The following is a 12,885-nucleotide window of genomic DNA, read 5'->3' on the forward strand; positions in this document are numbered from 1 at the left end:
TGAAAGCTTTCATTTTTGAAGGTTTTAAGTCCTTCTTAATTTGATTGATTGCTCAATTTAAAAAGTTTGATCACCTAAAATCAAATTTTGAGTTAATTTTTTGATAGATGGGAATAAATTTTTCACATGTCAAAGGAATATTCTTTTTTGCAGGTTTATGCAATTTAAGTATGAATCATGTTGCAATAAGCTGATAATTCATATAAAAAAATAAAGGCTACCTAATTGGTAGCCTTTGAAGTTGGGTTTATGTAATTGTTACTTGAAAATCTTTTTGGTCTCGGTCACTATTTTTTTACCGTTTTCATATTTGATCTCTTTCTTGACTTCAACCCGTTCTGCCATTTCATGTCCTCCATGAACTCCTTCACTAATATGCGGTGCAATAATCAAGGCTACGATTGACATCAATTTGATGAGGATGTTCATGGAAGGGCCAGAAGTATCTTTAAATGGATCCCCAACGGTGTCTCCAGTAACTGAAGCTTTATGAGGTTCAGATTTTTTGAAATAGGTCTCTCCATCGATTTCTACACCTTTTTCAAATGATTTTTTAGCATTATCCCAAGCTCCTCCTGCATTGGATTGGAACATGCCCATCAAAACACCTGATACAGTTACGCCGGCCAATAAGCCACCCAATACCTCAGGTCCGAAAGCGAAACCAACAATGATTGGAGTGATCAAAGCAATAGCTCCAGGAGCAATCATTTCACGAATAGAAGCTTTGGTTGAAATCTCCACACACTTATCATATTCTGGCTTGGACTTATATTCCATGATGCCAGGTATCTCCTTGAATTGACGACGAACTTCATTTACCATATCCATGGCAGCTCTACCAACAGCTGCAATAGCCAAGGAAGAGAAGATAAATGGAATCATACCACCAACAAACAAACCTGCCAAAACAGGGGCTTTATAAATATCGATAGCATCAATGCCAGCAATTCCTACGAATGCCGCAAATAGTGCCAAAGAAGTCAAAGCAGCAGAAGCAATAGCAAATCCTTTTCCAGTGGCAGCTGTGGTGTTTCCTACTGCATCCAAAATATCTGTTCGGCCTCGTACTTCTTCTGGAAGTTGGCTCATTTCGGCAATACCACCGGCATTATCAGCGATTGGTCCAAAGGCATCAATCGCCAACTGCATAGCGGTGGTTGCCATCATTCCTGCAGCAGCAATCGCTACACCATAAAGTCCTGCAAATTCATAGGCCCCATATATCCCAGCAGCCAAAACTAAAGTTGGTAAAACGGTAGATTCCATACCTACTGATAATCCACCGATGATATTTGTGGCGTGACCAGTAGCTGATTGTTTTACAATAGAAGAAACAGGTCTTTTACCCATTGCAGTATAGTACTCGGTGATGATAGACATCAAAGTTCCTACTACAAGTCCCAAAATGATAGCATAGAATACATCCATGTTGGTGAATTCATATCCTCTGATTTCTAGATTTTCAGGAAGCATATGTCTTACTATAAAAAATGAAGCAATACCGGTGAAAACAATTGAGGACCAGTTGCCCATATTCAATGCTTTCTGAACGTCTCCTTTTTCATCTTTTACTGAGACAAAGGCCATTCCCATGATAGAGAATACGATTCCTAAACCAGCCAAAACCATCGGCAATAGGATAGGGGCAATGCCTCCAAAATTATCAGCAGAGACTATTTCTCTTCCCAAAACCATTGTGGCAAGGATGGTCGCAACATAAGAACCAAATAAATCTGCGCCCATTCCAGCCACGTCTCCAACATTATCCCCTACGTTATCTGCAATGGTTGCAGGGTTTCTAACGTCATCCTCAGGGATTCCTGCTTCTACTTTTCCTACCAAATCAGCACCTACGTCAGCTGCTTTTGTATAAATACCTCCACCAACTCTAGCGAAAAGGGCAATGGACTCTGCACCCAATGAAAAACCTGCTAGAACTTCTAGAGCCTTCTCCATTTCCATTCCGTTCACACCAGCTCCAGCACTTACCACAAACATTTGGTAGAAAACAATAAACAAAGAACCTAATCCCAAAACAGCTAAACCCGCTACTCCAAGGCCCATCACGGAACCACCGGTAAATGAAACTTTCAAAGCTTGCTTAAGACTTGTTCTGGCGGCTTGTGTAGTTCTTACATTGGCCTTTGTGGCGATGTTCATACCGATGTAGCCAGCAAAAGCAGAGAATACTGCACCTATAAGAAATGAACCTGCGATGATTGGGCTAGAGGTTTCCACGGTGGTTCCTGACCAGGCTAAAAGAATCCCAGCTATGATGGCAAAATAGATTAATACTTTCCATTCAGCCTTGAGGAAAGCCATTGCTCCATCGGCAATATAACCTGCCAATTCCATCATGTTTTTGTCGCCTGTGTCTTGCTTGCTGACCCAGGCGGATTTGATCGCCATCACGATCAGTCCTAGTATGCCTAATGCAGGGACTAGATATATCACCGCTTGTTCCATAAAATTAGATTACTCAGTTGTTTTGGTTAATTATTAATTGAGCAAATATATAATTTCTAAGAAACCTGCCAACTCCAAATAAACAATAGGTTTTTATGTGATAACCTGATATTTATTGCGATTAAAATAATGATAGGCTTATTTTATTAATTATTTGGCAGTGATTGAGTGGGTTTGATGCGTATTCGTTTAAGTGTCTAGGAATTATCTATTTATAAAAATATAAGAAATAGATGATAAGGATCATTCATAGGGTAGTCCTTCTAAATATGTCTGAATACCCACAGGTGGAGAATATGGATGTTTTGGGTTGAAATAATTCCAAACCAGTAGAGTGATTTTTCTGGTTAGTTCCCAAGCCTCATTGTCAAATTTCCAACTGGTATCTTCATTATGGTCTGTGAATATTGCTACCACAAAGTCACTTTCCGGTCCATTTACTAAAAACACCTCCGATCTTGATGCGTTCACCATTCCTTGTTTGCTGGCAACATTGACTCCTGGAGGAATTTGACTCAGAGCATAGTCATTATAATAGGTGTTGGAAAGCAATCGGTACATCTGTTCTGATGCCGCAGGGGTTATCAACTCTTTCTGATAAATACGAACAAGAATATCAGCCATCTCTTTGGGGCTAGTTTGTCCCCATCCATACTTTTCCCAGATTTTTTCTCTACCTGGAGTGCGGCTATTTACTCTTGTATTTGTGTATCCAAGCTTTTCCATCAACTCATTGATTTGTGTGCCTCCACCTGCTAATGCCTGATTCCAAAGGGAAGTTGTATTGTCAGAATAACTCAGCATCAAGGCAATCAATGTTCTTAAATCTGTTTGAGTAGAATCTTGAAAAAATTGCATCAAGCCAGAGCCTCCATATTTAATAGAATCTCTGTACATCAAAGCTTGATGAAATGAAAGTTCGTCTTTTTCGATTTTGTCAAAAATTCCCAGCATGATAGGGATTTTGACTATGCTAGCTGTGGAGAAAACTGTATCGGCATTGATTTCTATTTTTCTATCATTTCCAAGTTCTTGGATATAAATCCCTACATCGCCGTGGAAACCTTCTACTAAACTTTGAATTTCCTTTTCAAGACCTTTTTGGGATTGGCTATAACTTGGAATCGAAGAATAGAAAAAAGAGACAATAAGAAGCGTAATGAGCAGAAAGCTTGGATTATTTTTCATCTTAAAACAAAGAATTTACAATTTTGAGTGAAGCTAATTTTGAAAGCATTAAATCTCACTAATAAAAAATGGAATTAGAAGCCTTTAAAAATCTTGATTCACCTTTGAGTACATTTTCTCCAGAATTAAAATCATTATGGTATGATATGAAGGGGGATTGGCATTTGGCGCATGATCAGGTGGATCATTTGGATGGAAAATCTGCGGCAAGAGTTCATGCTTACCTTCATAGAAAGGAAGGAGATCAATGGAATGCCGATTATTGGTATCATAGGGCAGGAGAGTCAAGACCCAGCTTATCTTTGGATGAGGAATGGCAAAAATTATTCAAAAGGTTTAACTCCTAGGATTTATTGGAAAAGTCATATTTTTTTATTTTTCAGCGTATAAAATTTTGAAATTCACATGTAAAATACCCTGTACTGGGTATTTTCTACTGTATGATTGAAGTGTATTTTTGGTTATTAAATTTTAGCACTTCCCTATGAAATTCTTTTACCTGTCCTCTAAACCCAACCAAGAAGGAAATTTTGAAATCCACGAAAGAGAATGTGATTCTATTCCTGAATCTTTGGACAGGGACTATCTAGGGCCTTTTAATAATGGTCCAGAAGCCATGAGGAAAGCTCAATCATTAAATCCAATGGCAAGCCTTTGCCCTACATGTTGTACCAATACTTTTCAAGCAGTTTTTTTTAAAGAGAAAAATCCAGAATAAGCTTTTTGCATATAGACTGATAGGGTAATTCAAGTATTTGTTTTTAGGGTAAATAGCCTAAATTCATTTTTTCCATTAAGTTTGAAAATAGGAAAGGCGTTGTCATTTTTTTGTGATTCTGATGCAGATTAATGGGAGGGTTTGTTCCTGTTTTTAATGAAATACTCGATTTATATCTTGATGAACTCTTTTAAGCCTCTATATGGACTTGCTTTAAGTCTAATACTCTTTTCCTGCAATTCTGAAGTTGAAAAAGTAGCTCCAGAGAAACCAAATTTCCTATTTATTGTAGTGGATGATTTGGGATATTCTGACTTGAGCGTCAATGGAAGTAAGTATTATGAAACTCCCAATATTGATGACTTGGCAAACAAGGGAGTGAACTTTGTAAATGGGTATGCCACTAGTGCTGTTTGTAGTCCATCAAGAGCAAGCTTATTGACCGGGAAGTTTACTGCTACCCATCAAGTAACTGATTGGATCGGAGCTCCGGTGGGAGAGGAATGGAGGAAATATGGCAGGTTCACCAAACTGCTGCCGCCAGATTATCCTCATTATTTGAAAGATGAATATGTGACTATTCCTGAGGCCTTAAAGACTGTTGGATATAAAACTTTCTTTGCTGGAAAATGGCACCTTGGTGGAGAAGAACAATCTTCCCTACCAACCAATCATGGTTTTGATATCAATAAAGGTGGGTTTCATGCCGGAGGCCCTTATACTGGAGGCTATTTTTCACCTTTCAATAATCCATACTTGGAAGATCTTCCTGAAGAAAAAGGGATGACTTTGTCTATGAAATTGGCGAAGGAGACTTCTCAATTCATTGCTGAAAACAAAGAATCTCAGTTTTTGGCTTATTTGGCATTTTATGCGGTCCATGCACCTATCCAGACGAGTGAGGAAAAGTGGTCAAAGTACCGTGATAAGGCTGAAGCCATGGGGATTGAGGAAGAAGGTTTTGAAATGGAAAGACTATTTCCAATTCGAAAAAAGCAGGATAATCCAGTTTATGCAGGCTTGATTGAGCAAGTGGATGAAGCAGTAGGATCTGTTCTTCAAACTTTGAGAGAGCAAGGCTTGGATCAAAATACAATTGTGATTTTTACCTCAGACAATGGAGGGGTAGCTTCTGGTGATAACTACTCAACCAATAGTTTGGGCTTACGAGGTGGAAAGGGATACCAATGGGAGGGAGGGACCAAGGTTCCTTACTTTGTTTACATCCCTTGGATGGGAGAAAAAGGTCAAATTATACAGACTCCTGTAACTGGAGCCGATTTCTTTCCTACTATTTTGGAATATGCGGGAGTGCAAATGGATGAAAATGAAATTGATGGTAAAAGCTTAGTTCCTTTACTCAATGGAGAAGAAATGGATTCAAGACCTTTGTATTGGCATTATCCGCACTACGGGAATCAAGGAGGTGAGCCAAATTCTACCATTCAAAGGGATGGAATGAAATTGATTCATTATTGGGAAGATGATAGAGTTGAGCTTTATGATTTGAGAAAAGACGTTGGGGAAACAAATGATTTATCAGTTGAATTTTCACAAGTAGCTGAGCAGCTGGATAATGAATTGCTTCAATGGCTTAAAAGTGAAAATGCCTTTTATCCAGTGAAAGACCCCACATTCAGTCAGGATTCATTGGGCATGAAGTTGAAATCCTATAGAGAGGTTTTGAAACCAAGATTGGAAAAGGCTAGAAAAGAGATGCTGGATAAAAACTGGAAACCGAACGAGGATTGGTGGGGTAGCAAAGTAGAGAAGCAGTAAATTTAGTACTTGAGAATTCGGGGTGTGGCGCATCCACGAAAAAAACGGGACGGTAAGCATATCCTGACAGCGTCAGGATGGTCACAGCTTCAATTCTTTGGATGCTATAGATATTTAAGAGTAGTTTTCTAAAAATGATAATAATAGATCGGGGTGTGGCGCAGTCCGGTTAGCGTACACGTCTGGGGGGCGTGTGGTCGCAGGTTCAAATCCTGTCACCCCGACAAAGACAGTCCACAGGGCTGTCTTTTTGATTTAGAAAGAGAAGATTTCCCGATTTCTTCAAAGCCTTAAATCGGCTTTCATCCCTAATGCCGTTTCTATTTCCTTTACCAATTCTTCCAATACCTGAATCCTTTCCAAATTCCCTGAAGGAAAAGCAAAAAGTCCGTTTTCATTTTTGACAGCCAAATACATTTGTTTATTCTGAAATGAAAGGAAAATGGGGCGGTCAAACTTTTCTTTTAACTCCAAAATTCTTTCCATCAATGCTGTGGAAAGAACATATCTTGCTTCCACTTGATCTGTTCCATACACTATAAAGTTTTCCGTAAATCTTGGGTCTTCCAGGTAGATTTCTTGCTCCTCCCTAAACTTGAAGCTGGACCAGCGATCTAATTTTACTCCTTGATTTCTTGAGAAAACCACAGTATGTCCATCGAGCTTTTTTTGGAATTTTAGCCAGCAGAACATCCCACGAAATGAATAGGGGAGGCTTTCTTCAGGTTTTTTTGAAACCAGATTTTTGAATACATATTGATACAAAACCAAACCCATATTCAATACTGGAATGCGCATCAAAGTTCCTGACGCCTTGTTAGACAGGTCATTCTCAAGAATTCCTATGTCCGCAAGATTGAATTCCAAACCCTTAGATCTACTTCGCATTTGACCGAAATTATACACTGAGGTTTCGCTTTTGAGCGAAGAGAAAAGTTTACTGCTCTGGATTTCCTTTTTGGGAGCGCTGGCCCCTTGTGTAAATTCCAAACCCGGAAATAGTTTATCAACCATATTAGCCATGGTTTTCATTTCTTGGGTTTTGAATTTCTGAAAGGCCTGAATGAAAAAGGAAGTTGAGAAATAGATTAATACCATCAACCCTGCAAATGGCAAGACCTGAGCATATGGATTATTGGCCGAAGGCTGAGCTTTGGCCAGTATGTCTCCAAATGGCAAATCTGTGCCAGGTAAATAGGAGGATGCTAGGATGATTAACATTCCTACCAGATAAATTCCTGTGATTCCCCAAGTGATTTTTTGATAAAAATGCGTCCTTTTTCTCTTTGATTGGATATCCTTTAATGAATCTTGGACTTCTTTAAAAGTATGCTGAATTAAAAACTGATCCATTTATGAAGGCCAGTTTATGGTGTTCCAAGGGCTGGATTGATCATTCAATACTTGTTTGTAGATGTGGCAAACCTCCTGATAATAGTTGTCATAACTTCCCTTCATGTCCAAGGCAAAACCCAAAGAGAAACTTTTCCCGAAATCCTCCCAAGAACTAAAATTGTCCAATGCCATTTGGGTGGCGAAGTCAATGACTTTCCAAGCCTCTTCCTCAGAGATGATATTGCCTGTAAAAGCTATTCGGGCTTGTCCAACCAACATAGCAGCGTCATATCCTGCCAGGCCTATTTCCATGTCAGAATCAAAAGTAAAAATGCCTTTTTGCTTTAAATCATTAAGGATTTCCCCGGAGCTTAATACATCAAGGTATTTCTGAGACCGATCATTATTCCCGAATTTTCGCCCCATCAAATCATCCCAATTTTCCTTAGGCTCAGATTGAATCATTTGAGTGATAAAATCAAAATACCAGCGTCTTCCGTCCTTCATGAAATATTCTGTCAAATTCCAATACCCTGAAGCTGATTCAATTCCCCAGCCTTCCAAATAAGGTTGGATGGTCTTTGCATTTCTGAATTTCAATGTATTTGTGGTTGCGCTCCACCACTCGGAAATTGGAGTATAAAGAGCTATAGAAAAGAGCTTATCTAAGCCAAGATTGCTATCTGGAGATTTTTTGAATTTGGCCTTTTCAAAATCAGGTTTATCGTATTCATCTTTGCCGATTTTAAAATATTTGTAGGCATAGGAAGCAATGGCCAAAGCTAGGATGACATACCCGTACCAAGGCAGATTTTCGAACATTTGCATGGTTTATGAATTTAAAAGTTGATTGAGGTTTACTTCTTTTTGATCTGATATTGGAATCTCCAAAAGCAGTTTTTTTTCATCCTTTCGGATGCCCGCGATCAGGCTGGAAGGAAACATCTGGATTTGATTATTGTATTGCACTACTGCGGCATTGAAAGCTCTTCGAGCTGCAGAGATTTGATCTTCCATTTCACTGACTTCATATTGAAGATGAAGAAATTGTTTGTCTGCTTTGAGCTCAGGATAATTTTCTAAAGTGATGCTGAGGCCACCAAGAATCTTGGTTAATTCATTTGAAGCTTGAATTTTCTCTTTTTGGTCAATCGCGCTTTCTACCAGAGATCTGAGTTCGGTGACTTTTAAAAGAATCTCTTTCTCATGTTCCATGTATTTTTTGACCATGGCCGCAAGGTTGGGAAGAAGATCAAATCTCTTTTTTAGATAGATCTCAATACTCCCATAGGCTTGGTCAACTTGATTCTTTTTGAAGATGATTTTGTTGTTGATAATGATGGTGAAAATGGCCACTAAGACTGTGATGGCTAAAAAAACTAATATGCTTGTATTCATATCTGAACTTTTAAATGTGAAGGTTCTGGAATAGCCATTTAAAAGGCTCTCCCAATGATTTTATGGATTGTAATTGCTGCAACTCAAACCTTTTGATTTGTCCATCAGTTATTGGTTCGTTGTTTTCTTCCTCGCTTTCAGTGGTGAGAATAGTTACTATTCCCTTTTGAAAATCGACCTGATAGGTTGTTTCATCTCCTGAAATTCTTTGAGTAATACTTTCCTCATATCTGACTAATTCAAATTCTGAGCTTTGATATTTGAACTGATACTTATGAGTGGACCAAGAGGTACATTCCCTGCATTGCCAGATGTAGAAGTTTATCTGAAGCTCGCCGCTTGGGAGAATCCCCAGTTCTTTAAATGGCTCATCCATTGTAGGGGAGCCTCGATTGATAATGAAGGTGTTGGATTGGAATACTTTTTTAAATTTCCCTTTTCGTTCTCCAAAGTATATTCCCAATACTCTAGGATTTATATGCAACGTGTCGCTTTCATATCCATCAGAGTACTCAATTGTCTCTTGTAAAGGACTTTGAATTGCAAAGACTAAATCTGCGAGTCCATCCCCATTAAGATCTCCTTCGGCCTGAGATAAAATTTGCCATCCTAATGGAATCAATTCTTCTATACAACTTCCACTTCCCGACAATTCAGGATAATTGGATTCGCTTTGTGCGAAAAGCCCATGCGCCATGAAAAACAGCCATAAAAAGTGAGTTTTAATATTAGTCATGGGGTATTTGTCTTTAAAACCAATTGATTGCCTTGATAAACGTAAATGGCATTGGAGACCTTAGTGCTAAATTCTTCGCCTGGTTTCAACATCAAATAGTTAGATTTTATAGCGAAAACTAGGCTGCTCTCTACCTCATGAATCTCCACTATCTCGGTTAGGAAATCCTTTTCCTCATTGCCTTCTATATCGAGAGTACCTACGTGTTTTTTTGCGTTTTCTTCAAGGATAAAAACTTCTCCTCCAAAAGGATATTCAAAGGCTTTTTGGCAAATGATAATGATTTTATTAGAAGCCTCGGCGGTATAAAAATGAGGTTCAAAGTGATAGAGATCTCCAAAACCCAGTGATTGAAAAACTAGGTCGTTTTCCGAATCCAGCAGTAGCAAACGATCTCCCCATTCAAATTGGGATTCGGTACTAGATGTATAATGTTTTCCCTTTTCTGGGATGTAATTTCCAGTTATTATTTTTTGCCCATTTAATTCATAGGCCTGATCTATATGGAAATTGTCTTGTTGGAGGTTCTCAAGCTTCTTTGGATGGATTTGTGGATAGGATTTGCTTTCAAATCCATCTTCTACTTCAATATACTTTGTGCCATCAAACTTCAGAATTGTGTTTTTGATCTGGTAAGAATTTTCCGATTGGCACTCCTCATCCTCATCTTGATAATTCCTTGTTTCTGAGATTTTTTTATTGACCAAAAGGTCAAAATAGCCTTTAGTCTTATTGGGACTCAGAAATACTATTTTTTCCTCGCTTTCAAATTCACCATCACAATTGCCGTCCCATTCTCCTCCAAAATCTTTGATGGAGTAATTGGAAAGAATTTTCTTAAGCTTATCACCTGATTTAATAAACAATGACAATGTTTTATTTGAATAGGGATTTACCCTAGACATTCCCAAATAATCGACTTGTAATCCATAAGCTTTCGTTTTTTCAGAAAGCTGAAACTGCGCAGTGTCGATGTTTATTTCCCGCAATTCAATTGCGTCAGAGACCCATTGGTTAGTTTGATTGCTTTCGAAAAATTGGTGAGTGATTTTACCTGTTTGATTATCTGCTATTATAATGTGACTGTTGAGTTCAAAATACTGTTCTCCTTCATCGACTATCTCAGGGATGGCCAGAAAAGTTTCATTCGGATTTTCTGGGTAGACCTTTGTCTTGATCATAGAGTTTTTTGTCTGCACCCAATCCAATTTTAGTTCTGTCAAAACCTTATCGATCAGTTCAAAATCTTCAAAGAATTCGTTCAGGTTTTTTGTGTCTACTTTTTCAATGGTTCCATCCCAACGGATTTCGTATTCCACTTGCTCGATTTCTTTGGAATCACCCCAGTATATTTGATTTACCGTGAGGAGATTTTCACTGATTCGTGAAACAACCTGTGACATTCCTTCGGCGATTTCATCATAAGAGACTAATTCATGGTCAATAATATCCCCTTCAGCATTGTAGTTGATGAGGATGCTTTCCATTTCATTATCACTTTTTAAAACAGTGACCACCACGGAATGGTAGTCATCCCGAATCAGTAGGGTGTACATGTCAATTGCTCTAACATTGAGGTTTTCAAAATTTAAATCCGGATACACCTGATCTAATTTCAATGCCTTGAAATCTATATGGGTATAATCATCTTCATCGAAAAAACTGTCAAAATTGGTTTTTTCAATCTGAGGTAAGTTTTTGGCTTTTGCTGATTTAATCGTTTCCAAAAAGCCTTTTTCAACACCTTCGGACAAACTGTCTTTTGCACCATCAATCACCTCTATGGCCCCAGGAGTATTTTTGTCTTCTTGGGTCTTGGAACTGCAGGAAAGGATGAATAAAATCAATACGATGTATGATGTTTTCATAATGTGTTTGCCTATTTATTCAAAGGTCATTATTGGTATCGTGATCAGGATTCAAATCAATTTTACTTTCAGTCAATTCCGATTTTTTGGAGTCGATTAAGGCGATGTTATCTTGGCTGTATTCAAAAACATCGGTCTGGGACCATTTCCAGGATTTTGATTCCCTTATGTTGATGCCGGTAATTTTAGAATTGACAGTAATTGTTTTATTGGATTCGTCCTTTTGAATAAGGATCTCATCAAAAGTGCTTTGGATGGTTGCCGTATTGGGAATAGTGGGACAGCTTTTTAGCTTTTCATTTGCAACCCTGTCCTTGGTAAACCACTTTCTTAAAAAGTCCAATTGGGTATCCGAACACTGATAATCCAAATTCAAGGCAGTTACTATTTGGCAGTAGAGAGCCCGTTTTCCTTGCGAATCGTAGCCCCATTGACATTCGTTTCCAATATCAAAAGCGATGTATCCCAATGCTGCTCTTTCTGGTTCGCTGATGTTGTGAAGGTAGGATTGATTGATGACCATGGAGCTGATATTAGCCTTTACGGACTCGTCATAACTATCCTCTCGAGTTAAAAAATGAATAGGAAGGTTTCCTGAAGCTATCTTTTTTGCATCCAATGCTCGTTCCACCACATTCACTACTTCCTCGTCTCCGGCCATGAGGATGCTGTCCATTTTCCATTCAACCTGGATCAGATCACCTGGCCTGAAATTGTATTCTTGGTTTTCTGTCCAGTACCAATTGTAGACGAAAGATAGATTTTTGCCTTTTTTTCGTCCATTCAGATAACCATAATCAAAGTCATCATTGTAGTCCATAAATTCTATGGTGTCCGTCTGGATTTCATTAAAAAGTTTGGTATCGTATTGAATTGTTGTACTGTCAAGTTGATTTTGCCCTTGTTGGGTTTCTATAGTATCCTGCCTTTCTTCATTCGGTTTTCTTTCAGGAATTTCAGTTTCAGGGGCGGTTTTCAAATCGCTTTTTTGCTGGCAAGCCGAGAGAAAAAGTACAAATATGATAAGTTGGTATTTCATTATTCTTCTGTTAAATGACATCAATTACCTTTTCGAGGAAATAATGAACTATGGCTATTAATCCAGTAATTACCAATAAGGTGATCAGCTGGATGATCGTTTTTTGGGAATTGTTTTTCAATTTCTTTCGGAGATAAAACACATCCAGAAGTATAAAAATTGAGGCTATTGCGACGCCGATCCAAAAACCTACATGTAACAGTCCCATATCAAAAAACAAATGCAATAGATACCACCAGCCATCCTCAGAGACATCATTTGGACCCAAAACAAGTCTCATATAGCTGACGCCTAAAATCAAGGACAAAATTGTCCAAATTAAGTAGGTCAATATGAGCTTTACGAAACGCATCCT

The 12,885-nt window shown here is 38.4% G+C and carries 12 protein-coding genes and 1 tRNA gene; 4 read left to right on the plus strand and 9 right to left on the minus strand.

Annotation, left to right across the window (positions count from 1 at the left end; translation table 11 throughout):
- Positions 1 to 258: 258 nt before the first annotated feature.
- Together BUF13_RS16755 and BUF13_RS16760 are read right to left on the minus strand one after the other, a co-directional pair.
- Complete coding sequence (locus BUF13_RS16755; RefSeq protein WP_073572974.1) at positions 259 to 2,469, minus strand: sodium-translocating pyrophosphatase; 2,211 nt, start codon at positions 2,467 to 2,469, stop codon at positions 259 to 261.
- A gap of 243 nt (positions 2,470 to 2,712) precedes the next feature.
- Entirely contained in the window at positions 2,713 to 3,657 is a 945-nt protein-coding gene (locus tag BUF13_RS16760; protein ID WP_073572975.1) for a serine hydrolase, read from the minus strand.
- Positions 3,658 to 3,725: 68 nt separating this feature from the next.
- Here BUF13_RS16760 and BUF13_RS16765 point away from each other — a divergent pair, with 68 nt between their 5' ends.
- The 4 genes from BUF13_RS16765 to BUF13_RS16780 all read left to right on the plus strand — a co-directional run bounded on the left by BUF13_RS16765 (position 3,726) and on the right by BUF13_RS16780 (position 6,378).
- The gene (locus BUF13_RS16765; RefSeq protein WP_073572976.1) at positions 3,726 to 4,004 is read left to right on the plus strand and encodes a hypothetical protein; all 279 of its coding nucleotides are present in this window, start codon (positions 3,726 to 3,728) and stop codon (positions 4,002 to 4,004) included.
- A gap of 137 nt (positions 4,005 to 4,141) precedes the next feature.
- Positions 4,142 to 4,375, plus strand: coding sequence for a hypothetical protein (locus BUF13_RS16770; protein WP_073572977.1), 234 nt, complete (start codon positions 4,142 to 4,144; stop codon positions 4,373 to 4,375).
- Between the two features lie 156 nt (positions 4,376 to 4,531).
- Complete coding sequence (locus BUF13_RS16775; protein WP_244547796.1) at positions 4,532 to 6,154, plus strand: sulfatase; 1,623 nt, start codon at positions 4,532 to 4,534, stop codon at positions 6,152 to 6,154.
- Positions 6,155 to 6,303: 149 nt separating this feature from the next.
- Positions 6,304 to 6,378 (plus strand) — tRNA-Pro (locus BUF13_RS16780).
- A gap of 58 nt (positions 6,379 to 6,436) precedes the next feature.
- Here the strand turns inward: BUF13_RS16780 and BUF13_RS16785 are convergent.
- Genes BUF13_RS16785 through BUF13_RS16815 form a run of 7 tightly spaced genes read right to left on the minus strand, consistent with a single transcriptional unit; the run spans position 6,437 to position 12,882 of the window.
- Positions 6,437 to 7,507 (minus strand): DUF3137 domain-containing protein, encoded by a 1,071-nt coding sequence (locus BUF13_RS16785; RefSeq protein ID WP_073572978.1) that lies wholly within the window; start codon positions 7,505 to 7,507, stop codon positions 6,437 to 6,439.
- The gene (locus BUF13_RS16790) at positions 7,508 to 8,317 is read right to left on the minus strand and encodes a DUF1266 domain-containing protein (protein WP_083586494.1); all 810 of its coding nucleotides are present in this window, start codon (positions 8,315 to 8,317) and stop codon (positions 7,508 to 7,510) included.
- Positions 8,318 to 8,320: 3 nt separating this feature from the next.
- Positions 8,321 to 8,887 (minus strand): LemA family protein, encoded by a 567-nt coding sequence (locus BUF13_RS16795; RefSeq protein ID WP_073572980.1) that lies wholly within the window; start codon positions 8,885 to 8,887, stop codon positions 8,321 to 8,323.
- Positions 8,888 to 8,897: 10 nt separating this feature from the next.
- A complete protein-coding gene (locus BUF13_RS16800) occupies positions 8,898 to 9,623 on the minus strand; it encodes a hypothetical protein (RefSeq protein ID WP_134204525.1) in 726 nt (241 codons plus the stop codon).
- Positions 9,620 to 11,491 carry a PA3715 family protein gene (locus BUF13_RS16805; protein WP_073572982.1) on the minus strand — a complete coding sequence of 624 codons (1,872 nt, stop codon included), beginning with the start codon at positions 11,489 to 11,491 and terminating at the stop codon, positions 9,620 to 9,622. Before BUF13_RS16805 ends, BUF13_RS16800 begins: the two co-directional genes overlap by 4 nt.
- Positions 11,492 to 11,510: 19 nt before the next feature.
- A complete protein-coding gene (locus BUF13_RS20475) occupies positions 11,511 to 12,530 on the minus strand; it encodes a hypothetical protein (protein WP_134204526.1) in 1,020 nt (339 codons plus the stop codon).
- Between the two features lie 10 nt (positions 12,531 to 12,540).
- Complete coding sequence (locus BUF13_RS16815) at positions 12,541 to 12,882, minus strand: hypothetical protein (protein WP_073572983.1); 342 nt, start codon at positions 12,880 to 12,882, stop codon at positions 12,541 to 12,543.
- Between the last annotated feature and the right edge of the window lie 3 nt (positions 12,883 to 12,885).

The sequence above is a fragment of the Algoriphagus zhangzhouensis genome (assembly GCF_900148515.1).
GTDB classification, from domain to species: Bacteria; Bacteroidota; Bacteroidia; order Cytophagales; family Cyclobacteriaceae; genus Algoriphagus; species Algoriphagus zhangzhouensis.

Excerpts from the sequence above, each read along its gene's own strand:
- BUF13_RS16755 (WP_073572974.1), bottom strand. The coding sequence starts at position 2,469 with ATGGAACAAGCGGTGATATATCTAGTCCCTGCATTAGGCATACTAGGA.
- BUF13_RS16760 (WP_073572975.1), bottom strand. The coding sequence starts at position 3,657 with ATGAAAAATAATCCAAGCTTTCTGCTCATTACGCTTCTTATTGTCTCT.
- BUF13_RS16765 (WP_073572976.1), top strand. The coding sequence starts at position 3,726 with ATGGAATTAGAAGCCTTTAAAAATCTTGATTCACCTTTGAGTACATTT.
- BUF13_RS16770 (WP_073572977.1), top strand. The coding sequence starts at position 4,142 with ATGAAATTCTTTTACCTGTCCTCTAAACCCAACCAAGAAGGAAATTTT.
- BUF13_RS16775 (WP_244547796.1), top strand. The coding sequence starts at position 4,532 with ATGAAATACTCGATTTATATCTTGATGAACTCTTTTAAGCCTCTATAT.
- BUF13_RS16785 (WP_073572978.1), bottom strand. The coding sequence starts at position 7,507 with ATGGATCAGTTTTTAATTCAGCATACTTTTAAAGAAGTCCAAGATTCA.
- BUF13_RS16790 (WP_083586494.1), bottom strand. The coding sequence starts at position 8,317 with ATGCAAATGTTCGAAAATCTGCCTTGGTACGGGTATGTCATCCTAGCT.
- BUF13_RS16795 (WP_073572980.1), bottom strand. The coding sequence starts at position 8,887 with ATGAATACAAGCATATTAGTTTTTTTAGCCATCACAGTCTTAGTGGCC.
- BUF13_RS16800 (WP_134204525.1), bottom strand. The coding sequence starts at position 9,623 with ATGACTAATATTAAAACTCACTTTTTATGGCTGTTTTTCATGGCGCAT.
- BUF13_RS16805 (WP_073572982.1), bottom strand. The coding sequence starts at position 11,491 with ATGAAAACATCATACATCGTATTGATTTTATTCATCCTTTCCTGCAGT.
- BUF13_RS20475 (WP_134204526.1), bottom strand. The coding sequence starts at position 12,530 with ATGAAATACCAACTTATCATATTTGTACTTTTTCTCTCGGCTTGCCAG.
- BUF13_RS16815 (WP_073572983.1), bottom strand. The coding sequence starts at position 12,882 with ATGCGTTTCGTAAAGCTCATATTGACCTACTTAATTTGGACAATTTTG.